Source organism: Leptospiraceae bacterium, assembly GCA_015075105.1.
In the GTDB taxonomy this organism is placed as follows: domain Bacteria; phylum Spirochaetota; class Leptospiria; order Leptospirales; family Leptospiraceae; genus JABWCC01.
Genome location: JABTUZ010000001.1, coordinates 1,073,944 through 1,097,623, shown reverse-complemented (window position 1 = coordinate 1,097,623; position 23,680 = coordinate 1,073,944). Strand labels below are relative to the sequence as shown.

At 37.0% G+C, this 23,680-nt stretch carries 16 protein-coding genes, 1 rRNA gene and 1 pseudogene; 12 read left to right on the top strand and 6 right to left on the bottom strand.

Going from position 1 to position 23,680, the window contains the following annotated elements; all coding sequences use genetic code 11:
- Positions 1-39 precede the first annotated feature (39 nt).
- The 3 genes from HS129_05415 to HS129_05405 all read right to left on the bottom strand — a co-directional run bounded on the left by HS129_05415 (position 40) and on the right by HS129_05405 (position 2,277).
- Positions 40-1,440, bottom strand: a complete 1,401-nt coding sequence (locus tag HS129_05415) for a hypothetical protein (protein MBE7411492.1) — start codon at positions 1,438-1,440, stop codon at positions 40-42.
- A gap of 6 nt (positions 1,441-1,446) precedes the next feature.
- Positions 1,447-1,977 carry a sigma-70 family RNA polymerase sigma factor gene (locus tag HS129_05410; GenBank protein ID MBE7411491.1) on the bottom strand — a complete coding sequence of 177 codons (531 nt, stop codon included), beginning with the start codon at positions 1,975-1,977 and terminating at the stop codon, positions 1,447-1,449.
- A 144-nt stretch (positions 1,978-2,121) separates the two neighbouring features.
- Positions 2,122-2,277 (bottom strand): hypothetical protein, encoded by a 156-nt coding sequence (locus HS129_05405; GenBank protein MBE7411490.1) that lies wholly within the window; start codon positions 2,275-2,277, stop codon positions 2,122-2,124.
- A gap of 619 nt (positions 2,278-2,896) precedes the next feature.
- Here HS129_05405 and HS129_05400 point away from each other — a divergent pair.
- From HS129_05400 to HS129_05390, 3 genes are all read left to right on the top strand, one after another.
- A 23S ribosomal RNA gene (locus HS129_05400) occupies positions 2,897-6,965 on the top strand.
- Positions 6,966-7,509: 544 nt separating this feature from the next.
- Entirely contained in the window at positions 7,510-7,716 is a 207-nt protein-coding gene (locus HS129_05395) for a hypothetical protein (protein ID MBE7411489.1), read from the top strand.
- Positions 7,717-7,837: 121 nt separating this feature from the next.
- On the top strand, positions 7,838-8,125 hold the full coding sequence (locus HS129_05390) for a hypothetical protein (protein MBE7411488.1): 288 nt from the start codon (positions 7,838-7,840) through the stop codon (positions 8,123-8,125).
- 42 nt (positions 8,126-8,167) lie between these two features.
- Here the strand turns inward: HS129_05390 and HS129_05385 are convergent.
- Positions 8,168-9,378: pseudogene (locus tag HS129_05385) on the bottom strand (IS256 family transposase).
- A gap of 980 nt (positions 9,379-10,358) precedes the next feature.
- Between HS129_05385 and HS129_05380 the strand changes: the two are divergent.
- From HS129_05380 to cyoE, 7 genes are all read left to right on the top strand, one after another.
- A complete protein-coding gene (locus HS129_05380) occupies positions 10,359-10,601 on the top strand; it encodes a DUF1564 family protein (GenBank protein ID MBE7411487.1) in 243 nt (80 codons plus the stop codon).
- Between the two features lie 439 nt (positions 10,602-11,040).
- On the top strand, positions 11,041-12,465 hold the full coding sequence (locus HS129_05375; protein MBE7411486.1) for a cbb3-type cytochrome c oxidase subunit I: 1,425 nt from the start codon (positions 11,041-11,043) through the stop codon (positions 12,463-12,465).
- Positions 12,466-12,633: 168 nt separating this feature from the next.
- Positions 12,634-13,158, top strand: a complete 525-nt coding sequence (locus HS129_05370; GenBank protein MBE7411485.1) for a cytochrome C oxidase subunit II — start codon at positions 12,634-12,636, stop codon at positions 13,156-13,158.
- A 4-nt stretch (positions 13,159-13,162) separates the two neighbouring features.
- Positions 13,163-14,902 (top strand): cbb3-type cytochrome c oxidase subunit I, encoded by a 1,740-nt coding sequence (locus HS129_05365; protein ID MBE7411484.1) that lies wholly within the window; start codon positions 13,163-13,165, stop codon positions 14,900-14,902.
- 16 nt (positions 14,903-14,918) lie between these two features.
- Complete coding sequence (locus HS129_05360; protein MBE7411483.1) at positions 14,919-15,866, top strand: SCO family protein; 948 nt, start codon at positions 14,919-14,921, stop codon at positions 15,864-15,866.
- A gap of 15 nt (positions 15,867-15,881) precedes the next feature.
- Positions 15,882-18,023: a hydrogenase iron-sulfur subunit gene (locus HS129_05355; GenBank protein MBE7411482.1), complete on the top strand. Its 2,142-nt coding sequence runs from the start codon at positions 15,882-15,884 to the stop codon at positions 18,021-18,023.
- Positions 18,005-18,916: a protoheme IX farnesyltransferase gene (gene cyoE, locus HS129_05350; protein ID MBE7411481.1), complete on the top strand. Its 912-nt coding sequence runs from the start codon at positions 18,005-18,007 to the stop codon at positions 18,914-18,916. Before HS129_05355 ends, cyoE begins: the two co-directional genes overlap by 19 nt.
- A gap of 2 nt (positions 18,917-18,918) precedes the next feature.
- Here cyoE and HS129_05345 read toward each other — a convergent pair whose 3' ends face one another.
- Together HS129_05345 and HS129_05340 are read right to left on the bottom strand one after the other, a co-directional pair.
- Complete coding sequence (locus HS129_05345; protein MBE7411480.1) at positions 18,919-19,368, bottom strand: hypothetical protein; 450 nt, start codon at positions 19,366-19,368, stop codon at positions 18,919-18,921.
- Complete coding sequence (locus tag HS129_05340) at positions 19,365-19,871, bottom strand: hypothetical protein (GenBank protein MBE7411479.1); 507 nt, start codon at positions 19,869-19,871, stop codon at positions 19,365-19,367. Before HS129_05340 ends, HS129_05345 begins: the two co-directional genes overlap by 4 nt.
- 265 nt (positions 19,872-20,136) lie before the next feature.
- On the opposite strand from HS129_05340, the gene HS129_05335 reads away from it, so the two are divergent.
- Positions 20,137-21,426 (top strand): citrate synthase, encoded by a 1,290-nt coding sequence (locus HS129_05335; protein ID MBE7411478.1) that lies wholly within the window; start codon positions 20,137-20,139, stop codon positions 21,424-21,426.
- A gap of 80 nt (positions 21,427-21,506) precedes the next feature.
- A complete protein-coding gene (locus tag HS129_05330; protein MBE7411477.1) occupies positions 21,507-23,576 on the top strand; it encodes a DUF262 domain-containing protein in 2,070 nt (689 codons plus the stop codon).
- Positions 23,577-23,680: the final 104 nt, after the last annotated feature.

Genomic DNA, 23,680 nt, shown 5'->3' with positions numbered 1-23,680 from the left:
AAACCTCAAGAAATATATTTCTTGAAGTTTTTTATTTCTTTATTTTAATTCTATCAAAGCAACTTTCTCACTCGGAACTTCCATTTCGTTGCCTTCTTTTGTCTTAATTATATAAAATCCGTCTTTGTGACTCAACTCTCCAATTAGAGATGTTGAATCTTTTAGGCTTAGAGTAAAAATCAGAGCCGGCTTTTTGTTTAAGTTTTCTTGAGCCAATTTGTAGTATTCTTCTTCCTCTTTTGCAAATTCCAGAGATTCTTCGCTATTCGTTGAAACTATTTTTTCGATTTTAGGCGTGAAAAATGAAAGTATTTCTCCGTTTAGAATATTTTCTCTATTATCTTTTAAATAAGGAAAATCTGCTTCAGGAGTGTAGTTGATAGCAGTTTGAATTTTCGGACCGCTTAGCTTTAAAAAAGATTCAACTTCATTAAAAGCATTTTGAGAAACTTCTTTTTTATCGGAAGATAAAATGCTTTCAATTTCTTGTAAAATTAACTCTTTTTGATTTAATTTGTTTGAATCAAATTCTAAGGTGTATGCAGTTCCTTCATCTATTTCACTTTTTAAATCTCCGAAAACTTGAGGTAATTTCTCTTCAAATAGCTTTCGTTCAGTTTGGGTAACAATTCTATTTGTCCTATTCCCGAATAAGAAGGATGCATTTTGCACGACTTCTGTTTTTCCTTTGATAGATTCAATGTTCAAGCGACTTTTTTCAAACTCAATAAAACTAACACCAATGCCCCTAGTAATCAGATGGTCCTTAATTTGAAAGTTCATTTTTGGTTGGTTTGACTCTGTATAAATTTTTCCTTGATTTAGTTTCCAGACTTCTTTGCCTTCGATCTGAATGTTTTGTATTTCTGTTTCAGGGAAAAGGCGAATAGATAGAAAGTTTTTTTCATTTGAAGAAACGATATAGCAGTAAGAGTTTTTTGCACTTTGTATTAGAGTGTTGTCAAAAATCTCACCTTTTTTTAGTAATACCCCATTTGAATAGCACCTACCGATTGTATCTTTTACAATATATTTGGTATTTTTCGGGTATAGGCTTAAAAATTCTTTTGAATAATCAAGGCTTACAGCCCAATAAACTCCGGTCACAAATAAAATAGTGGCAGCAAGCTTCATAAAGATATTTATTCTTTTCATGAAAGCACTAGGTTTCGTATTTTTATCAATAGAACGAAACTTTTTCTGGAATTGGAGTTTTTCAAATTCAGAGACAGTGTAGCTATTGTCCCCAAAAAATACACCTGAATCTGTATGGCTTAGGTTAGCCAATATAGATTGTATTTTTTCATAGTATAAATAGTCTTTTTCTAATTGAGAAAATGATTTTAACTGCTCTCGGAAAATTTGCATTTCCTCGTGGGTCATTTCTCCACTAAGGTATTTTTGAAAAAGTCTTTCAAATTGTTTTCTGGTGTTTGTCATATTTTTCTATTGGCTATCTGGAGGAAGAATATTTCTACGGATAAGCTCAGTTTTTAATTTTTCAAAGGCGCTTAAAAGTCTTCGTCGAATAGTTCTTTCGGATAGGTTCATCAAATAAGCCGTTTCCTCCAAAGTTTTATTTTTTATTTTCTTAAATATTAATATGCTTTTTTCCGGTTCAGGGAGACATTGAATCGCTAAAATTATTTCATTTTCTGTGATTTTTTTTTCAATAATCTCTGCCGGATCAAAATCATTTTTTGCGATATTTTGGGTTTTATTTTCATCTAAAGACTCAGAATCGACTCTTTTTTTTCGTAAGTGCATATAGAATACATTTCTGGCGATAGTGAAAGCCCATGTTTTGAAATTTCCCTTTTCTTCTGAATAGGATTCAATTGCCTTATAAATATTGATAAAAGCTTCTTGGGTTAGATCATCGGCTAACTCTGGATTGGAAGACATTTTTAACAAATATTTATACACGGATTGGTAGTTTTCTGAATAAAATTTTTCAAATTTTCTTTCTTTTTCCATAATGCTAATATACTTTTTACTACCCCGTAAACCTTGTATTCGGTAAATTTTAGAATCCGGACAATCTTATTAAACCTTATTATTTTATAAGGTATGAGTTTGATTTATTGTAAACACCTTTTCGACTACAATGTGGGAACTCCATCATTTTGCAGAAATTATGTCTCTTGGAGGATAAATTTTTTTAGTAAATAGGCAATAAAATCCTTGACGTATAAGAGCCAAAAATAGAGTGGAATTTCCGGTCAGCGTAGTCATTCTTGTCCACGTAATCGGTATAAGGTCTGAAAATTTTCCCAAGACGAGAATTCTCTTTGTAAGGATTTTGACGGACAAATATTTGTTCTTTACAACGTATATATAATAAACCCCTCACCACTTTTTCTTGAGGAAAAAGAAGTGAGGGGCGACATCACTCAGTCTCTCTGCCGAGGGGCTGGTATAGAAATTTTTTCAGCACCAGTTTTTTATCAAAACCAGTGTTGGATTGTATCTAAAAGGATACAGTGTCCCTCACCATTTTTTCTTGAGGAAAAAGAAGTGAGGGTTTGCAAAAATTTTCGTTGAGAAAATTCAAATAAAGCAAGTGGTTGTAATCCATTGGTTTATTTGAAAATGAGACAAATAAAATCCAATTTCTTTTGTCGAAGAGAAGTTGGTAGGTTCGGAGGATAAGGTGCTAAAGGTCTATGCGAATTAAAAAGTTATATCTTTTAATTTCGGTCACAGGCTTTAGTCAATTTAACCTCTGAACGAGTTCCTATATAAAAATTCCGGATTATCCAACCGGAAAAAATCTCGAGACTAAACTATTCTTCATTCCGTGCGTGAAATGAATTTTTACACATAAGAATGGGGAGTCTGAGGGGCGATGAGCCCCTCAGGAAAGATTCAACAATTCTTTGTTGAGTTTTAAGTAATATGGTCAAGTAAGTAAGGGCATACGGAGGATGCCAAGGCATTGATAGGCGAAGAAGGACGTGGTTTGTCGCGATAAGCAACGGGGAGCTGTAAACAAGCATCGATCCGTTGATTTCCGAATGGGAGAACCTGTAGGTAAATTCCTACAGACCCAGCCCTTGCACGCAAGAGCTGGGAGCGATACCTGGGGAACTGAAACATCTTAATACCCGGAGGAAAAGAGAAAGAAATTGATTCCGAAAGTAGCGGTGAGCGAAATTGAGTAGCCCAAACCCCTGTCTATGTTACAGCTTCGATGCGCCAGCAGCAGGTGTTGTAGGACCGACAGGCACAGATCGAAATGTGCGACGAAGTTACAAAATTTACAGTTAGCGGAAAGGTTTTGGAAAAGCCTGCCAGAGAGAGGGTGAAAGCCCCGTAGGCGAAAAATTGTAGATCTTCGGTCGGTATCCCATACCACGGAACACGTGTAATTTTAGGGAATCTGGGAGACCACTCCCCAAGGCTAAATACTTATCAGTGACCGATAGTGAACCAGTACCGTGAGGGAAAGGTGAAAATGCACTGGGGACCGGGGTGAAATAGTACCTGAAACCGTATGCTTACAAGGTATGGGCGCCCTTCGCATAATTTATTTTTTAATTTTGGAGCAGTTAGTCGCCCCGAAGACAGATGGCTGAAGATAGAAGACTGATGGATCAGTTTTCAGAATTCAGTGTAGTAAATGTTTTCGGGAGAGGTGGAATAGTTGTGAATAGCAATCTTTTCTGTCCTCAGTCATCAGACCTCAGTCGTCTGTGACCCTTCGCGACTCAGTTCCAAATTTTCAAGAAAAAGTAAAGTATGCGAAGGGTCACCGTGTGCCTTTGTAGAATGAGCCGGCGAGTTACTTTGTGTTGCAAGCTTAGGTAGTGAGATACCGGAGGCGAAGCGAAAGCGAGTCTGAATAGGGCGAGAAGTAGCACGGAGTAAACCCGAAGCCAGTTGATCTACCCATGAGCAGGCTGAAGGTGGGGTAAACCTACTGGAGGGCCGAACCGGTAAACGTTGAAAAGTTTTCGGATGACTTGTGGATAGGGGGGAAAGACCAATCAAAATTGGCAATAGCTGGTTCTCCTCGAAATAGCTTTAGGCTGCAGCGTCATTTGTTTAGTTATAGGGTAGAGCTACTGATAGGACTGGGGACCACAAGTTTACCAAACCCTCTCAAACTCCAAATACTATAACTCCAAAATGGCAGTCAGACTACGGGGATAAGCTCCGTGGTCGAAAGGAAACAAGCCCAGATCGTCGTCTAACGCCCCAAAGTTCACGCTAATGGCAAAGGATGTGGGGTGCATACACAACCAGGAGGTTGGCTTAAGCGCGCCCACCCTTTAAAGAGTGCGTAATAGCTCACTGGTCGAGTGCCCTGCGCCGAAAAATGTAATCGGGACTAAGCGTGGCGCCGAAGACACGGGTTCAGAGGACAGATGACAGAAGACTGAGGACAGATAATAGAGGAAAAAGATGATAAAATCGTATGAAGATTTAGAAGTATTTCAAAAGCGTATAAAGTATCGTTGGAGATACATAAGTTGAGTTTAGAAATATCTCAGATGGAGCAAAGAAGTTTGGCAGATCAGTTAAGAAGATCCAGATAAATCAGTTTGTGTAAATCTGGCAGAAGGTTTTGGCAAGCAAAGCCATTCTAGACAAGAGTTTAAAAAATACTTAAGTATATATAGGAAGTGCAGATGAGACAAAGGTCTGGCTGAAATATACAAGAGATTTGAAATACTTTCTGAAGATAAGTCGAATGAATTGATTCAGGAATATACAAATATAGCTAAAATGCTTAGTGGTTTGTATAAGAACTGGGGTTAATCATAGAAGAATATAAGACGATTTTGATTAGCTTTGTATCTTTAGTATTTCCTTAAAAAAGCGACAGAAAGAGTTGAGCGAAGAAAGAAGAAGTTTTACGAATAAAATTTCAGACTTCAGTCATCAGTCTTCGTCCCTCTGAACGGTAGAGGAGCGTTCTGTATCCCGCTGAAGGCGCACTGTAAAGATCGCTGGAGGGTTCAGAAGTGAAGATGCCGGCATGAGTAGCGATAAAGGGGTGAGATTCCCCTCACCGATAGCCTAAGGTTTCCCCGGCAAGGTCAATCCACCGGGGTTAGTCGGTCCCTAAGATGAGGCTAAAGTAGCGTAGTCGATGGAAGCAGGTTCATATTCCTGCACCAAAATGTTTGTGCGATGGAACGACGGAGAAGGATAGTCTGTGCAACAGGCGTTGGTTGTCCCAGTTTTCTGATTGAAGGCGTTGAGGATCTTTGAAAATCCGGGGTCTGAGCTGACAGTTGGAGGATCCCTCACCTTTTTCTGCTAAGGGCATGAAATGCCCCACGAATGTGATAAATTAGCACAAAAAAGGTGAGGGAGTAGCAGATGATTTCAAGCTCCCAAGAAATAGTTTCTAAGTTTAGGACATTTTGACCGCACCGCAAACCGACACAGGTAGGCGAGTAGAGAATACTAAGGTGCTCGAGATAACTCCTCGCTAAGGAACTCGGCAATATATCCTGTAACTTCGAGAAGGTTCTCACCACTTTCGCAAGAAAAGTGGTGAGGGGGGCACATAAATAGGGGTAGCGACTGTTTACCAAAACACAGGACTCTGCAAAATCGAAAGATGAAGTATAGGGTCTGACACCTGCCCGGTGCCGGAAGGTTAAGAGGACTTGTAAGCTGTAAGGCGAAGCTCGGAATCGAAGCCCTGGTAAACGGCGGCCGTAACTATGACGGTCCTAAGGTAGCGAAATTCCTTGTCGGGTAAGTTCCCGACCTGCACGAATGGTGTAACGACTTCCCTTGTCTCAGCGAGAGTCTCGGCGAAATTGTAGTGCCCGTGAAGATGCGGGCTACCTGCGAAAGGACGGAAAGACCCCGTGAACCTTCACTGTAACCTGGCATTGAACTTTGGTTCTGTATGTGTAGTATAGGTGGAGACTTTGAAATCTGGATTCCGGTCTGGATGGAGTCGTCGTTGAAATACCACCCTTACTGAACCTCGAGTTCTAACCGGAGTGGAACAACACTTGAGACATTGTCAGGCGGGCAGTTTGATCAAGGGGCGGTCGCCTCATAAAGAGTAACTGAGGCGCCCAAAGGTTCTCTCAGCGCGGACGGAAATCGCGCATAGAGTGCAATGGCATAAGAGAGCTTAACTGTGAGACCAACAAGTCGAGCAGATACGAAAGTAGGGCATAGTGATCCGGTGGTTCTGTGTGGAAGGGCCATCGCTCAACGGATAAAAGCGCATCTGGGGATAACAGGCTTATCGCGTCCAAGAGTCCATATCGACGACGCGGTTTGGCACCTCGATGTCGGCTCGTCGCATCCTGGGGCTGGAGCAGGTCCCAAGGGTATGGCTGTTCGCCATTTTAAAGCGTACGCGAGCTGGGTTCAGAACGTCGTGAGACAGTTCGGTCCCTATCCTTCGCAGGCGTTGAGATTTGATGAGAGCCGCGCCCCAGCATGAGAGGACCGGGGTGGACGAACCTCCAGTGTATCTGTTGTCACGCCAGTGGCGCTGCAGAGTAGCTATGTTCGGACGGGATAACCGCTGAAAGCATATAAGCGGGAAGCCTCCTTAAAGATAAGATCTCCTCCCAGCACCACTTTTCATATTAACGAGTAAAGGAGTTTCAAGTATGGTTTGTTTACGTGATTCAAAAATCTGAAACGAATGAAAATTATATTGGTTCAACAGGTGATTTAGAACGCAGGTTGAACGAGCATAACTCAGAATCAGGTCATTCTACAGAAAGAAAGTTCGAACTTGGAATTAATTTACTATGAAGCATTTTCATCGAAGAAGTTAGCTTTAGTTCGTGAGAAGAAATTAAAATCTCATGGAAGAGCAAAGCAGGAATTGATGAAAAGAATTAAAGAATAGTGTGAAAAGTGGTGCTGGCTGAAGAGCCCGGGAAGATTACCCGGTTGATAGGCTACAGATGAAGCGTTGTAAGGCGTTCAGTCGAGTATACTAATAGCTCGTGAGGCTTGACCATATTACAGAGGACTGATGTCAGAGGACAGAGGACTGAGAGGTCTCTATGATATCAGCATTTATGAAATTTAAATTGCTATGTATGTCTAAGTTGAATAAATAAAAGATAAAGCAGAGTGTATTAGCTCTGCTTTTTGTTTTTGAGCGTTGTAAGGCGACCATCTCTTCGTCTTCGACGAAGCCCATTCTCGCTTTCTATTGGCGTTCTGAATATCGAGTAAAGATATTACAAGTCCCTCACACCTTTTGAATAGAAAAAGAGGTGAGGGATAGCTCGTTGTGCCCAGACCATATTACCACAGCACCACTTTCTTCAAAAAGATGGTGCTGGGCAGGCAGTTGACAGGATTCAGGAAACTGATAACTACGAGATGTGATTTGTTTTCCGGAAAGATTGCGCATGACGTATGGAAATAGCTCTGGTCGAAAGGTCAGAGCTTTTTTGTTTTGTGGGGTGTTTTTTTCAGTCCTCAGACTTCTGACCTATGTCTTCTGAATTGTGTGTTGACAAAGTTTTCGCTTTTAATTCATTAAGAATATTTAAGGAGTTCTTAATGAACAAAAATATGTTATTATTTTCAACAATTTTTTTAAATTGTGAAAATTTTCGAGTTAATAGTCTGCCTGAAAAAACTGTAGAAGATACATTAGAAGTAAGGGGAATTGCTTGGGGTGAAAATGCAAGTGTGGAAATTAATTCAGTAAATGTAAAAATTGAACAAAAGCGATTTTCATATACATTTCCTCTAAAGCTGTGGTGATAACAAGATTTATATAATATATAAAAATAAAGGGAAAACTGAAATTAAAGATTTTCTAGTAAAAAGAATTACAAAAGAAGAGCTTGAAAATGAAATAACCCAGAATTATTGTGAAATGGACTTGGCTTCATCTGTCAAAGTTGAAAAAACGAATTGGTCGAAAGGTGATCGTGGCTACGTTGCAGAACATAATGTATTAATATTTAATCCCTGCAAATTTAAAATTAAGGATATAGAATTTAAAGCAAATTATTATAGTAATAGTAGCACACAAATTGGTTCAACAAGCCACACTGTTTATGAAGTAATAAATCCAAATAGTCGCAAGTGGTTAAAATTTTCAGGATTGGTTCATCCGCAAGCATCCAGTTCGAGTGTTACGATTTCAAGCGTGAAGAAAATTGAGTAACAAACGAGGGTGTAGGAAATTTTGTGTAAAATCCTTTTCCGTTTAAATTTCCATTCTCCCTTCAAAATTTATTGCAAACTGATTAATCGCAGCACCCCAATCCCGGATAGGCATGGTCCATTTTTTTGATGCATTCTGCAGAGCCAGATACAACAGTTTTTTTGCCGCATCATCATTGGGAAATGAAGCCCGGTTTTTGATCACTTTTCGAAGCGTCATATTCAAAGACTCGATTGCATTGGTTGTGTAAATTACTTTTCTGATTTCTGCCGGATAGGCAAGAAAAGGAATTATCTCATTCCATCTGTTTTCCCAGGATTTTGAAATCATCGGATATTTTGAATCCCATTTTTAGAAAATTCCTGAAGTTTTAATTTTGCTTCCTCAACGTTCACTGCACGATAGATTTTTTCAAGTCAGATGAAAGCTCTTTTCGATTTTTAAAGGAAACATACTTCAGAGAATTTCTGACCATATGAACGATACAAAGCTGAACTTCGGCATTTGATAAATAGTTTTAATCGCTTCCGGAAAACCGGTAAGTCCATCAACACAGGCAATCAATATATCCTGCAACCCACGGTTTTTAGTTCAGTCAGGATTTGGAGCCAGAACTTGGGATCCTTCATTTTCTTCAATCCAGAAGCCCAAAACCTTTTTAAACCGTTCATATTGACGCCGATAGCCATATGAACAGCCTTGTTTTGACCTGACCATCGTCTCTAATTTTGACCCTCAATGCATCAAGATAAATAATCGGATAGATTGAATCAATAGGTCTGGTCTGCCATTTTACTACTTCTTCGATTACACCATCTGTTACTGTGGAGATCAGATCAGAGAAACTTCAACCTGATAGATTTCCTGAAGATGAGCCTGATGTCGCGTGTCGTCATTCCTCTCGCATACATAGAAATTATTTTATCATCAAATCCATTCCAATGGGTCTGGTTTTCTTGATTATCTTCGGTTCAAATTCGGAATTCCGGTCTCTTGGGAACGTCGATTTGCAGGTTTCCAAAATCGTCTTGATAGTCTTTTTTTGAAAACCATTGCGGAATTGCCGGCACCATTTTGCCGAGAATGTTTTTCATAACCCAATTCATGGGTCAGTTCCTGCCGCATAGCCTTCTCGACTATAGCTTTGGTTAATTCTTTCAGAAGACCATTTTCACCGATCAATTCTTCAGGATTTTGTATTCCTTGATCAACTCTTCAAGGAGCTCGTCTTTTCTGGATTTTGTTTTTGCCATATTCTTTACCCTCTTTTATTTTCGGAGTAAAAGATATTTACACAAAATTAATTACACCTTCTAACAAACACGTCCCCTAACTAAGTGACGAGCTGCGGGGCTATCGCCTCCTCGGCTGCTGATCTACGGTAAAACAACTCGTAAACAAGTCGTTATGCGAATAGAAATGAAAGCAGAGTTTAATAGCTCTGCTTTTTTGTGAGGTGGAGTTTATTTTTTCAGTCCTCCGACTTCTTACCTCAGTCCTCCGAATAGTATGTTAAGAAGGATTAACAAGAAGGAAAAAGTCGGGATTCGAAAGAGTCTTGGCTTTTTTTGTTTTGTCCTTCGAAATTGCGTTCTGTCGATCCCTCCCACTTTTTCTCGGTGAATCACTAACCAAATAGGTAAATCCTAAATCGTCTTTGACGATTTAGTGTATCCTGTATCGTCTAACTCCCGTGAAATATAAAAAATGGTATACTAAAATATCGCATTTGCCTTATTTTAGTATTCTCTTTTTTTCTAATTCAACTTCACTCGTCATTTGTTTTGTTTTTTTAAACTCATAAAAACGGTCAACGTATTTCAGCACAACACAATTCAGAGGACTGATGACGGAGGTCTAAGGTCGGGAATCGTGAAGGTAGAATCTTTGCAATTAGGTGTATCTTTTAGGATAAGGTTTTGAGCTTTAGTAGAGTTTTTGAGATTTCGCGTTTAGTGCAGATTTTACACTTTTCGTGCTAAAATGTGGGATCTCCACTCTTTTCTGTAAAGTGCATGCTTTATACCAATTGTTCACCTTTCACGCAAAAATGTGGGAACTCCATCGTTTTAGGGAATTTCAAGAGATTACGCATTTAATACAGATTTGGGACTTTTTCTGTAAAAGTTGAAAAATTTCTTCAGAAAATCGCAAAAATTTTATTTCTATCACGCTATTATTTTACCTTATATCAGAGAACAAGATTAAAAAACTTTTATATTAGGAGAATACTATGAACCCGGAAAAATTTGAGCGAACCCAATCGAGTCTGCTTATTCCAGAAAAATTTATGGATGAGTTTAATTCGAGGACTGAAACTATTTCGAGAGAAGATTACTTGCATGATTTGCTGGAGAGGTATCGCAATGTGTTACTTTGGAGGACTTTTGAAAAGTTGGATTGTGTTAAGACGGTGTATCAGGAAGAAGGGCAAAACTTGCAGAAGAAGAATTTTCGTCCAGAGAACGCAGATTGATTGAGCTTGGTGAGTTTGCTCAATGGCTTGGTATTTCCTGAACGGCTCTTTTACCTTCTTTGTTACTTGACATTGCCGGATGGGACATAATCATCCTGCCAAGTTCTATGACTTTGAGTTCCACCCAAGGTCAGTTCGATTATGATAGGAGTTTACCTCTCCAAGAGAAAAACTATACGATACAATAGGCTGATACGACATAAGAAGTGGCGAAAAAACTAAAAGAAACAAAAAAATTAGATAAAAAAGCAAAACAAGCGAAAAATAGTCAAAAACTAATAATCGAGCTGTACTATCAAGAGAAAAAGTAATATTTGACTTCAAAAAATAAAAAATGTGCGAGAAAAATTCAAAATTACGAAAAAAGGTTGACATAAATAGGGTTGAAAATTTCAGAATTAGTGGGTGATTTTCTTATTGGCTATGAAGGGGGCGTACTGTGTCTTTTGAAATCCGTGAATTAAAGGAAGATAAGACTTACGCATTTTTATGGCTAACGCTTTCAGTTGGCAGTTTAATTCTTGCAGGACTATTGTCCTTACTACTTGTAATTGCAAGAATCCCAGTTTTCAGTCCTTTTATTACCGATCCACTTTTTTTCAAAAGATGTCTTGTAGTTCACGTCAACTTAGCTCTTTCGGTTTGGGTTTATTCTTTTATAGCGTCTATTTTTTTTGTTTTTTTAAAGAGTAGTCGGGATCTAAAACTCTGGAAGTTAGCTTCTTTTTTTATTTCTCTATTAGGTGTTTGTCTAATGGTGTTTTCTGCAGGAGTTCCAAACGCATACCCTATTTTATCTAACTATATCCCTGTAATTGATCATCCAGTGTATTTAGTTGGGCTTGGACTTTTTTTTATGGGAATATTTTTTACATTTATAGACAAAAGGGTAATTCCATCCAAAGAAGAAGAATCAAACTTATCTCAATTAGCTATTAGAATCTCTGTAGTATTTTTTATAATTGCCATTGAAATTATGGTTGTTTCTATTTTGAACACATCTAAAGATATCGCTACAGATCATTATTATGAAGTTTTAGTATGGGGAGGGGGGCACTTACTTCAATTTTCTTCAGAAGTTGCAAAAATAGCAGTTTGGTTCTTTTTAATTTCTTCCATTACTACAAAACATTTTGCTCAAGGCAAATGGATCAGATACTTTCTATTATTGTTTTTATTCCCTGCAATTGTTTCACTCCCTTATGTTTTTTCCCAACCTACAACCTCAAACGATTATAGGAATTTTTTTACAACTTTAATGCGATATGGGATATTTCCATTTACCTTAGCCATTATTACGATATTTCTTTTTTCTATTTGGAAAAATAAAAACTTTAACAAATATTCTTTTTTTGATCTAAGGGTCAATGGACTTTTATCCAGTATATTTTTAACTATTCTTGGATTTACATTTGGAGCCTTAATAGAAGGACCCAATACAATGGTTCCGGCTCACTACCATGCTTCTATAGGTGCTGTGACAGTATCATTTATGGCATTTACATTTATAATTTTTGAGTCTTGGGAATTCGATGAAGAAATAAAAACTTCAAGACTTATTTCAGTTCAGCCTTTTATTTTTGGTATAGGTCAAGCGGTGTTTGCAGCAGGGTTTGCGATTGCCGGCTTAAATGGTATGGGAAGAAAGTTGTATGGAAACGAACAACAAGTGAAAACTCTTTCGGATCATATCGGTATGAGCCTCATGGGAATCGGTGGATTTGTAGCGATTTTAGGTGGATTGATATTTTTATTTTATTCAGGAAAATCAATTCTACTAATTTTCAAATCTTATAACGAAAAAAAAAGGCAAAAAGGAATTTCAAATCTGAAATTCTTTGACAAGTATTTGGTTTCAAAATAGGAGAGGATAGAATTATGGAAAATAAACACATACTTCAAAAACTTATGGATAATACCTGGTTGTTATTAGTACTCGGTATTGTTGTCCCTACCGTTTCATATTCAGTATGGGGAACAATCGAGCTACTCAATCTTCCAAAGGCAATTTTACCATAAAAGGAGCTAAAAAATGAGTATATTTGTACCAGCAAAAGATTGGTTTAAAGCTCCAGAAGGTGGAGAAAGAGTTTGGATTGGACTTGCAATAGTTTGGTGTATCGTATTAAGTATTATGATGCCCTACTGGCATTTCAAAGGAAAGCAAAATAGCACAGGTCATGCGTATAAAATATCAGGTGCTGATTTTGCCGGTCAGGTAGCTAAGTTTGTAGAAGCAGGTAAAGTTGGAGAAGAAAAAGGTGTACCTATTGTAGAGCCGATCCCTGGTGGAGATGCTTACCTTCAAGGTGCAGGTTGGAAATGGTTTCCAATTTTAAAATTGAAAGAAGGTCAAGAGTATAAAGTACATATTTCTTCCTTAGATTTCCAGCATGGCTTTTCACTCTTACCCGTGAATATGAATTTTCAAATTGTTCCTGGCTACGATCACATATTAACTCTGACTCCTACCAGAAAGGGAGAATATCAAATAGTTTGTAACGAATTTTGCGGTATCGGGCATCACACGATGACCGGTAAAATAATAGTGGAGTAAATACATGACAACAAAGGCATTAAATATAGCTGGTTTTTTAAAAGGGAACTACGGTTCAAGTGAAGCTAGGGTTTGTGACACTACCGGTTTACCTGTATCTTTGACTGCTCAACTATTTATAAAGTTGAATGCAGTAATGGCGGTAGTATTCCTACTCTTAGGTGGGATTGCGGCACTACTGATCGCTTTGACTCGTTGGCCTACAGTTCACCTTCTTCCTGCAGAGTGGTACTATAGACTTCTAACTTTCCATGGTCTAAATATGTTAATCTTTTGGATTATATTTATGGAAGTTGCAATTCTATATTTTACTTGTACTACTCTTCTAAATTCAAAGTTATTCTCGGCAGGAGTTGCATGGGCTTCCTTTGCACTAATGCTAATAGGCTCAATCTTAGTAGATTATATGATCCTTGGTGGGTACGGAGATGTTCTAATGACATCTTACATCCCATTAAAAGCTCATCCGCTTTTTTATTTTGGGATTATAGTATTTGCGGTAGGTGCACTAATTGCAGTGTTTAACTTTTTTGCTACTTTATATATTGCAAAAAGAGACAAAACTTACGAAGGCTCAGTTCCATTAGTAGTTTTTGGTGCTATTGCAGCTGCTATCATTGCGGTATTCACGATTTTACACGGTGCTGTTGCAGTAGGTGCTGCGTTTATCTGGTCAACCGGATGGATTCAAGGGTTTACAGTGGATGCTGTTTGGTACAGGATGATTTGGTGGGGACTTGGACACGCTTCTCAGCAAATTAATGTTACAGCGATGGTATCTGTATGGTACTTAATTATGACTATGGCTGCCGGTGCAAGACCGTTAAACCAAGCAGTATGTAGAGGAGCTTTCGTTCTTTACATTCTATTTATCAATTTAGCATCTGCTCACCACGCTCTTGTTGACCCTGGTGTGAGTGCTTCTTGGAAAATATGGAATACTTCTTATGCGATGTATTTGGCTGTACTTGCTTCCATGATTCATGGATTTACAGTTCCTGCATCTTTAGAAGTGGCTATGAGAAAAAAAGGTTACGACAAAGGTTTATTTGGATGGCTACTGAACGCTCCTTGGAAAAATCCGGCTTTTAGCGCAGGATTCATGTCTCTTGTAATTTTTGGTTTTATCGGTGGTATTACAGGTGTAACCCTTGGAACCCAACAGATTAATATCATTGCACACAATACTCTTAGAATTCCTGGTCACTTCCACGCTACAGTAGTTGGTGGAACTACACTTGCATTCATGGGTCTTGCGTATTATGTTGTTCCACTAATTTTCCAAAGAGAATACTATTGGAAAGGATTAGCCAGGATTCAACCTCTGATTTTTGCAGTTGGAATTGTAACCATGTTAATGGGAATGCAATTTGCAGGCTCTTACGGTGTACCAAGAAGACATTGGGACGTAGAATTTACCGGTGCACAATTGAGTGCAGGTGTAGATCCGGGTGCTCATATCTGGCTTGGACTGCTTGGCGTAGGTGGAATTATTGCATTCACCGGTTTACTGATCTTTGTGCTACTAACTGTAGCTGCGGTATTTTTTGGAAAATCCAACGCAGGTAAGCCAATGGAGAGTTGGGGAGAGGTTGCACCTCTTGCTGATTCTAAAAAAGACACTAGCGCATTAGAGCACAAGACTCCCGGAACTATGGTTCTTGTGATAATTCTACTCGTTAGTTTTGTAGTTTATTATTTTGCAAACTGGAAGGCTCTTGCAGACGTTTGGTACGTTCGTTAATCTTTGCACAGTTTGAATGAATAAGAAAGGGGCCGAAAATAGCACAATTGAATTTATTTCGGATTGGATCGCAAGCTGGAAATTTCCTTCTTTTGCGCTATTTCTGCTCTTTTTCACTACTCTATTATTTAGCGTAGTTTTATTTATCCCGGATACAAATGATATAACTGGCAGCTTTGCTAAAGATTTCAAAATCTGGTGCTTTGGTTATAATCCGGAAACAGGCGAGATGAAAACAATCTATGTAGTCATGCTCGTTTTAGATCCATTATTTTTAATGCTTATCATCGGCACTATTTGGAAAAATCAATTAAAGGAAGTTATCACAAAAGAACCAAAAAAAATAATTCCTTACGCAATCTTTTCATTTCTTATTATGCTTTCTTTTGGATATGGTTTCACAGTTCTTGCAGAAACTTCTTTTCAACCGGTAAACAACGAATTTCCGGCAAAAGGACTTAGAACATCTATTCCTGCCCACGATTTTCAATTCATTGACCACAGAAATCACAAGGTTCAACTTTCTGATTTCAAAAACCAAGTTCTAATCATTACATCATTTTACACTGCATGTGGTAAATCTTGTCCTACGATTTTATTTCAGGCGAAAAGAGTATTAAATTCTTTGACCGAAAAAGAAAAATCCCAAGTCAAATTAGTAGCGATTACTTTAGACCCACAAAAGGAAACCAAAGAGACAATGACTAAAACTGCAAAAGGACACGGTCTGGATATGCCAGGAGTTTATTTTTTAAATGGCGACCCAATCTTAGTAGAAAAAGTTTTAGACAAGTATTCATTTGAAAGAAGAAAAAATTCTGAGAATGGGGACATCGATCATAATAACCTATTTGTAGTTATTGATAAAAAAGGCAAAATTGCCTATCGGTTTAGTTTGGGAGAACTACAAGAAAAGTGGTTGAAAGAAGCAGTCCGACTATTAGCAAACGAAAAAATAAATTAATTTTAAGGAAAAATAATGAGTATAGAAATAGAAGAGGAACAACCCTCTTTGAAAAGTTCCAATTCAACATCGAGTGAGAATTTCAACTACCAGCCCAAAAAAAACAATTCAGCCCTACCTGAAGTCAGGCTTGGATTTTTGTTTAAACCATTTCATGAATTTTTTGATTTTTTAAATAATATTTCAGCAAAATTTGTTCCTGTTAGTTTTAATCCAATTGCACAGGCCGGTGCGATTGCAAACACTTCTTTTCTGATTGCTGCGATTACAGGCGTACTTTTACTCTTATGGTATATACCGAGTGTTTATCAGGCTTATGGCTCACTTGAAAACATGAAGTCAGATTTTTTCACAGCCCAGCTTATTCGCTCCCTCCACAGATACAGCTCTGATGTTTGCATATTTTTTGCAACTCTACACGGTCTTACTCTATTTTTTTCAAAAAGATTTACGGGACCCAGATGGCTTGCATGGGTTACGGGGCTATTTTCTATTGGTATGCTTTGGCTAATTGGTTGGATCGGTTACTGGTTAGTATGGGATGTGAGAGCAAAAGAAGTAGCACTTGGAACTGCAAAATTACTCGACCTGCTTCCTATCTTTGCCGACCCCTTATCCAGATCTTTTCTCACTGACTCTGATATTAACACTCTATTGTTTTTTGTAGTATTCTTCTTTCACATGTTACTTCCGCTTGCGATGGCTTTTGCGCTTTGGCTCCATATCACGAGGCTCAATAGGTCCAAATTTTTTATAAGTAGGAATGCAATCATCTGGCTATTAGTTTCTATGATTGTATTGTCAATCTGGAAGCCGGCAGTGAATGAAATCCCTGCCAAAATGAACACAATTACGACTACTTTTACTATGGACTATTGGTATTTAGCTCCACTCTATATTTTTGACAGACTCTCAGGGGGAGCAATATGGGGCTTATTGTTTTTCGGTGGGATTATCGTATTTACTATTCCTTGGTGGCTTGCAAAAGAAAAAGTGATTCCTTCTGTAGTTATCCCTGAAAGGTGCAACGCTTGCAGGGTATGTTATGTAGATTGTCCGTATAGTGCAATATCCATGATTCCTAGAACAGATGGGAAGCATTTTGATTCTGTAGCATGGGTCAATCCTGACTTATGCGTTGGCTGTGGTATATGCAATGCATCTTGCAGTACAAATGGTATAGGAATTCCTTGGCTTACTGTCAAAGACGGGAAAGATATTGTAGATACTTGGTCTGATGAAATTGTGAAAAAAGCGAATGACAAGGAGCTAATCGCCTTTGTTTGTTCAGAATCATTCAATATAAAAATGAATGACAAAGAAAAAGGTATATCTTCCGATTTCGAAGGTTATCGAGTCATGCAAGTTCCTTGTGCAGGTTGGGTTCACGCCCATTTGATAGACAGACTTCTATCTAAAAATGTACTCGGAATAATGGTAGTATCCTGTGCCGATGGAAATGCAACGTATAGAGAAGGACAAACATGGACAGAAAAAAGAATTTTTGAAGGCAGGAAACCTTTCTTAAAAGAAGAAGTCAAAAACCAGAATAGGGTTCTTTATCTTCAAAAGTCTATTTTGGGCTTTCAGGATATAAAAAAGAAAGCAGCCGATTTCAGAAAAACTCAAAAGTCCAAATACGAAAAAAAACCTTATGGACTCGCTAAAATTGGAATTTTTTCTTTTTTGATTACGATTTTTTTCGGGGTAGGAATTTGGTTTTTTAGTGATTTACGTTTCAATCTATTAAAGCACTCAGATAGTGAACTCGTAGTCAGTTTTAAGCACCCTGGTTTTGCAGGTGAAAATTGCAGGACTTTGACCCAAGAAGAGCTTGAAAAATTACCTATGCACATGAGAAAACCGGTACATTGCGAAAGAACAAGAGCCAATGTAAGGATGAAAATATTAATCGACGGAAAAGAAATCCTAAATAAGTCATATATTCCACAAGGGATTTGGAAAGACGGAAATAGTATTGCCATAGAATATATTTCCCAAAAAGACGGGTTACACAATGTTCAGATTATGATTGGAGATAAATCTGACGGAAATTGGGATTATACGGATACAAAACAAATTGAATTTAAAAATGGATTTCGTAATGTAGTCATATTTAATAAATTGAACGGGTTTACATGGCATCTGACTCAATAGAGATTAATAAATTGAAAGAAAATTCAAGACTACTTTTTTTAAAAGATTTACTTCTTTTAAGTAAGCCAAGAATTACTCTTATGAGTGTGCTTATGGCACTTGGGGGTTTTTATTTATCGAATGCAGAATTCTCTGCATCTGTTTTAATGTATTCCATGCTCGGGGTTGCACTTATTGTAGCCTCGGCTAATACACTCAATATGTACCTCGAAAGAGATACAGACTCACTGATGAAGAGAACTTCAAAAAGGCCCTTGCCCGACAAGAGATTAAGCTCCAAAACTGCTCTAATTTTTGGGGTAGTACTTGGTGTTTTATCACTTTTGATTTTGTATTTTTTTGTAAATCGAATTACTACACTACTCGCAGGAATTGCTTTAGTACTCTATGTTTGGGTTTATACTCCATTAAAGTATAAATCTCCTATTGCACTATTTATAGGTGCAGTTCCGGGTGCATTTCCTCCACTCTTAGGTTGGACATCTGCAACCGGAAAGGTTAGTGAACCCGGACTTGTCCTATTTCTAATTTTATTTTTATGGCAGATTCCACATTTTCTTGCAATTGCACTTATCAGAAAAGATGAATATCAGTTTGCAGGTATAAAAGCTCTACCGACTATAAAAAAAGAATCTATCATAAAATCTCAAATCTTTATTTATTCTATTATAATGATTCCGGTTAGTCTTCTACTTTTGTATTTTAGAGTATCAGGTCTATTTTATGGGGTAGTGAGCTTCGCTGTCGGGGTATGGTTTAGCAAAGAAGCCTACTCGGGAATGCAAACCAAAGACGGGGACTTTTCCAAAGTGAAAAAAGTGTATTATGGGTCTTTAATTTATCTTCCGGTAATTATTTTTGCTCTAATTCTCGATATTACTCTATTTCATTAGAGCTAATTTAATTTGTCTTTGATTAATATCTCTAAACCCGGTTTTTCGATTTTATAGATAAAGTAGTATTTCCCTTCGAGTCTGCTCGACTCTTTCGTGATTTTTCCTGATTCTTCCACAATGGACTTAATTTCATTTCTACCTTGACTGCTCAAAGGTTGTCTTGTGTTGGATATTAACAAATTGATAGATTTTCTTTTGGCTATGTCCAAGGCTTCTCTTTTTGCTTCTTGAAGGGAATCGCTAAGCGAAAATACCACAACTTGAAAAACCGATTGTGTTACAAATCCTTCCTTAGGGCTAATAAATTCTTCAAGTTCTTCTTTTTTCGTCGTATCCAAATTTTGGTTTGTAGAGTCTGAATTACTTTTTTCTTTCTTAACAGAATCTTCTTTTTTTGGTGTGTTGCAATTTAAGATTAGAATTAGGAATAGCAAGGTTAGTTGTTTCATATTTTTGTTTCACTCTCTTCAATAAATTTATTTGTTTTTTCGATTTTTTCGTATAATCCGTCTTCGATAATCCTATAAACAAAGGTACATTTTTCGGGTTTAGAATAATCTTCTCTATACAAAAACATAGATTCTAAAAATGGATAAAATTCTCCACGTGTAAGCTGGTAGTTTTTAGGGTTATAGAGAGATGTATTGGATTCTTTGGAAATCTCTTCTTCTGCCTGTACTTCATTTTTCTTCTCGGTGGATTCTTCAATATTTTTATCCTTTGTTTTTGCTTTCTCTTTTACAGAAGCAAATGGATTATTCTTAATTTTTTTTAAAATGTAATTCTCTTTTAAATACTCTATTGTTATCTGTTCTTTTTTTCTGTCAGCTTCTTTTTTACAAAACTTCCTAAGCTCATTTATTGGAAGTTCATCCTTAGTCATATCTACACTGACCACAACCTGAAAAAAATTTTTAGAAATAAATCCAGTGTATTCTGTGTTTAGTAACAATTTAAGCCGAAAGCATGGATCGGCAGGTTTGCAATAAAAGATACCAGTCTTCTGAAAATACGAGTAGCATTAGTATCCGATAAGGCAGAAATTTTGTGGAATAAGAGTCAAGCATTTTCATTTAACCCGAAAAGACTAAATTTACTTTAAAAATATAAAATTGCAATCTTTTTTATCTTCTATAATACGATTTTTAAAAAAAATGCTTTCCTACTCTCTATGTATTTATTATACTAAGAATAAACTATTGTAATAAGGAAAAAATATGGCAGATAAAGCAATTTTGAAAATTGGAGATAAGGAATTTGAACTTCCCATAATTGAAGGAACGGAAAAAGAAAGAGCTATTGATATTACAAAACTTAGGGCACAATCGGGGTATGTTACCTTGGATAGCGGATACTTAAATACCGGGGCGTGCACAAGTGCGGTTACATTTCTTGACGGAGAGCTTGGAATATTAAGATACAGAGGAATTCCAATAGAGCAACTTGCCGAGAAGTCAACTTTTACAGAGGTAGCTTATTTACTCATTTACGGTAAATTACCGAATTCAAGCGAGCTAAAAGAATGGAATCATTCTTTATGCAAGCATACACTGATCCACGAAGACTTAAAAAGACTGTTCAACGGTTTTCCAAAAGACGGTCACCCGATGGCTATCATGTCTTGCATGATTGCAAGTCTTTCTACTTACTACCAAGATTCCTATGATCCTGAAAACCCGGCTCATAGAGAAATCTCGATCAGAAGACTACTCGCAAAATTTCCAACAATTGCAGCATTCGCATACAAAAAATCAATCGGTCAACCTGCAGTTCATCCGAATAATTCTTTGGATTACTGCGGTAATTTTTTAAACATGATGTTTAGTGTTCCGGCTGAAGAATATAAAATTGACTCAGAAATTATTAAAGCCTTAAACCTACTGTTGATTTTACACGCCGACCACGAGCAAAATTGTTCCACTTCCACAGTAAGACTTGTAGGATCCAGTCTTGCAAATATCTACGCTGCAATTTCATCGGGGATTTGTGCACTTTGGGGACCAAGACACGGTGGAGCCAACCAAGAAGTATTGGAAATGCTTGAAGATATTAAAAGAAACGGTTGGTCTGTAAAAACCGTAGTTGAAAAAGCAAAAGATAAAAATTCTACTTTTAGACTTAGCGGTTTTGGACACAGGGTTTATAAAAACTTTGACCCAAGAGCAAAGATAATCAAGAAAGCTTGTGATAACGTACTCGCAAAACTTGGAATCAAAGACCCGCTACTTGATATTGCAAAAGAATTGGAAGAGGCTGCACTAAAAGACGAGTACTTCGTTGCAAGAAAGCTCTATCCGAATGTTGACTTCTACAGCGGGATCATTTACCGTGCACTCGGAATTCCTACAGATATGTTTACGGTTATGTTTGGAATGGGAAGACTTCCAGGCTGGATTGCTCAATGGAAAGAAATGATTGAGTCACCGGATTTAAAAATTGGAAGACCAAGACAAATCTATACAGGACCTACAGAAATTTCTTATGACGAGGCAAAGAAAAAAGCATAAGTAGGAAGCTGTCTTTCGAATCTCTCTGCAAACAAAGTAGAGAGATTTTTTTAAGTTGTTGATTTAGGGGTTTGGATATATTGAAAGCGAACGAAACCAGAGTAGATAAATTCTTAGCGACTAACGAAACAACTTTTGCCATTCCTGTTTATCAAAGAAATTACGATTGGACTTTGACACAGTGCAAACAGTTACTTCACGACATTTTAGAAACTGGCAAAAATGAAAAAACCAATGCTCACTTTATTGGTAGTATAGTTTATGTTCACAATGACATTTATACTGCATCAGGCTTAACGGAATTAACCATAATTGACGGACAACAAAGACTTACAACGATTACATTAATCTATATCGCACTTTATAGACTTGCACAGCAATTGGACAACCAAATGTTGGTAAATCGAATTCAGAAAACGTATTTAATTAAAGAATTTGCAACCGAAGAAGAAAAGCTAAAATTAAAACCGACCGAAAATAACAAAGAAGCACTTCGCCATATTCTCAATTCAACGGACGGAGAAGAATTTAAAGGTTACTCTAAAATCATTGAAAACTTTGATTATTTCAGGTCAGTAATAAATAAGGAAAACTTTGAAATTATCCAACGTGGACTTTCAAAACTAATTTTTGTTGATATTGCACTTGACAGACAAAAAGATAATCCACAAAGAATTTTTGAATGTTTGAATTCAACTGGACTTGAATTATCGCAAGCCGACCTTATTAGAAATTATATTTTGATGGGATTATCAAGAACAAATCAAGATAAAATTTACAAAAGCTATTGGGAAGTAATCGAGAAAAACGCAAAGGACGAAACCTTAAATAAAACAAGAGTTTCTGAATTTATTAGAGATTATTTAACACTTAAAAACAAGGAAATTCCAAATAAAGGAGATGTTTATTTAAAATTCAAAGAAAAATATCCTACTTCTACCATTGACGAATTGGAGCTTGTTCTTACAGAATTAAAGTCATTGGTTAAATATTACAACAAACTAACTAATCCTAAAAATGAACCCGACAAACTTATCCGCACGCAACTTGAATACATCAACAGATTAGAAATAAATGTTGCATTTCCATTTTTAATGAAGGTCTATGAAGATTTTTCAAACGATATAATTGATAAAGGAACTTCCATTTCAGTTTTATCAACTGTTCAATCATTTACATTCAGACGTTTCATTTTAGGCTTACCGACAAATGCACTCAATAAAATCTTTATGGGCTTATACGACAAAGTTGAGCCAAACAATTATTTGTTTTCAATTCAAAAATCTTTATTGCAAAGGTCAGGCGCTCAGCGTTTTCCAAGAAATACAGAAACCATAAACGCACTAAAAGAAAAAGACGTTTACAATATCAAACCCAAAAATAGAACCTATTTATTAGAACGACTTGAAAATTTTCAAAATAACGAACCAGTAGTTATTGAAGGAAATTCTGACATAACAATTGAACATATTTTTCCTCAAAATCCTGACCCAAAATGGAAAATTGAATTAGGTGCAGACGAATACAATTTGATAAAAGAAAACTACCTAAACACAATTGGCAATCTTACTTTATCAGGCAACAACGGCAAATTAAGTAACAAGCCTTTCCTTGACAAGAAAGTAATGAACATTGACGGTAAAGAGCAAGGCTATACTTTCAGCAGACTTTGGCTAAACAGAGATTTGAAAGAAAAAACGAAGTGGGATAAGTCTGAAATTGAAAAGAGAGCTAATACAATTTCGGAACGTTTTATTAAAATTTGGGAAATTCCTGAAATTGACATTGAACTCGAAGCAACGAATGACGAAATAAACATTTTTGATGCAGAAGACCCAACATTCAAAAAGTTAGAGTATGCTATATTCTTCAATCAAAAAATTGATGTTACCCAAGTATCAAAACTTTATATTGAAGTATTTAAGCAACTATTTGACTTGCAACCAGAAACCTTTTTTACATCAGAAATTGGGGACCGACTTAGCTTGACAAAAACACCTGAAGCAAGCGGACTTAGACAAGCTGTTCCAATTAGTGATACATATTTTATTGAAACCAACTTTGACAATATGGGCAAATTCGACAGAATAAAACAAGCCTTGACAATTTTTGGATTTGAAGACGAATTATCAATTAAATACTCAGAATAGAGAGTAAGGGAGGCAGGCCTCCCGATGGCAAGCCCCGAAACTTTCGTCCTACAAAGCTCCCTCCCTCAATAGGAAAAACCCCATACTCAATAGTTAGTCAAGCA

Excerpts from the sequence above, each read along its gene's own strand:
- HS129_05370 (MBE7411485.1), top strand. The coding sequence starts at position 12,634 with ATGAGTATATTTGTACCAGCAAAAGATTGGTTTAAAGCTCCAGAAGGT.
- HS129_05335 (MBE7411478.1), top strand. The coding sequence starts at position 20,137 with ATGGCAGATAAAGCAATTTTGAAAATTGGAGATAAGGAATTTGAACTT.
- HS129_05415 (MBE7411492.1), bottom strand. The coding sequence starts at position 1,440 with ATGACAAACACCAGAAAACAATTTGAAAGACTTTTTCAAAAATACCTT.
- HS129_05380 (MBE7411487.1), top strand. The coding sequence starts at position 10,359 with ATGAACCCGGAAAAATTTGAGCGAACCCAATCGAGTCTGCTTATTCCA.
- HS129_05355 (MBE7411482.1), top strand. The coding sequence starts at position 15,882 with ATGAGTATAGAAATAGAAGAGGAACAACCCTCTTTGAAAAGTTCCAAT.
- HS129_05365 (MBE7411484.1), top strand. The coding sequence starts at position 13,163 with ATGACAACAAAGGCATTAAATATAGCTGGTTTTTTAAAAGGGAACTAC.
- HS129_05395 (MBE7411489.1), top strand. The coding sequence starts at position 7,510 with ATGAACAAAAATATGTTATTATTTTCAACAATTTTTTTAAATTGTGAA.
- cyoE (MBE7411481.1), top strand. The coding sequence starts at position 18,005 with ATGGCATCTGACTCAATAGAGATTAATAAATTGAAAGAAAATTCAAGA.
- HS129_05410 (MBE7411491.1), bottom strand. The coding sequence starts at position 1,977 with ATGGAAAAAGAAAGAAAATTTGAAAAATTTTATTCAGAAAACTACCAA.
- HS129_05360 (MBE7411483.1), top strand. The coding sequence starts at position 14,919 with ATGAATAAGAAAGGGGCCGAAAATAGCACAATTGAATTTATTTCGGAT.
- HS129_05345 (MBE7411480.1), bottom strand. The coding sequence starts at position 19,368 with ATGAAACAACTAACCTTGCTATTCCTAATTCTAATCTTAAATTGCAAC.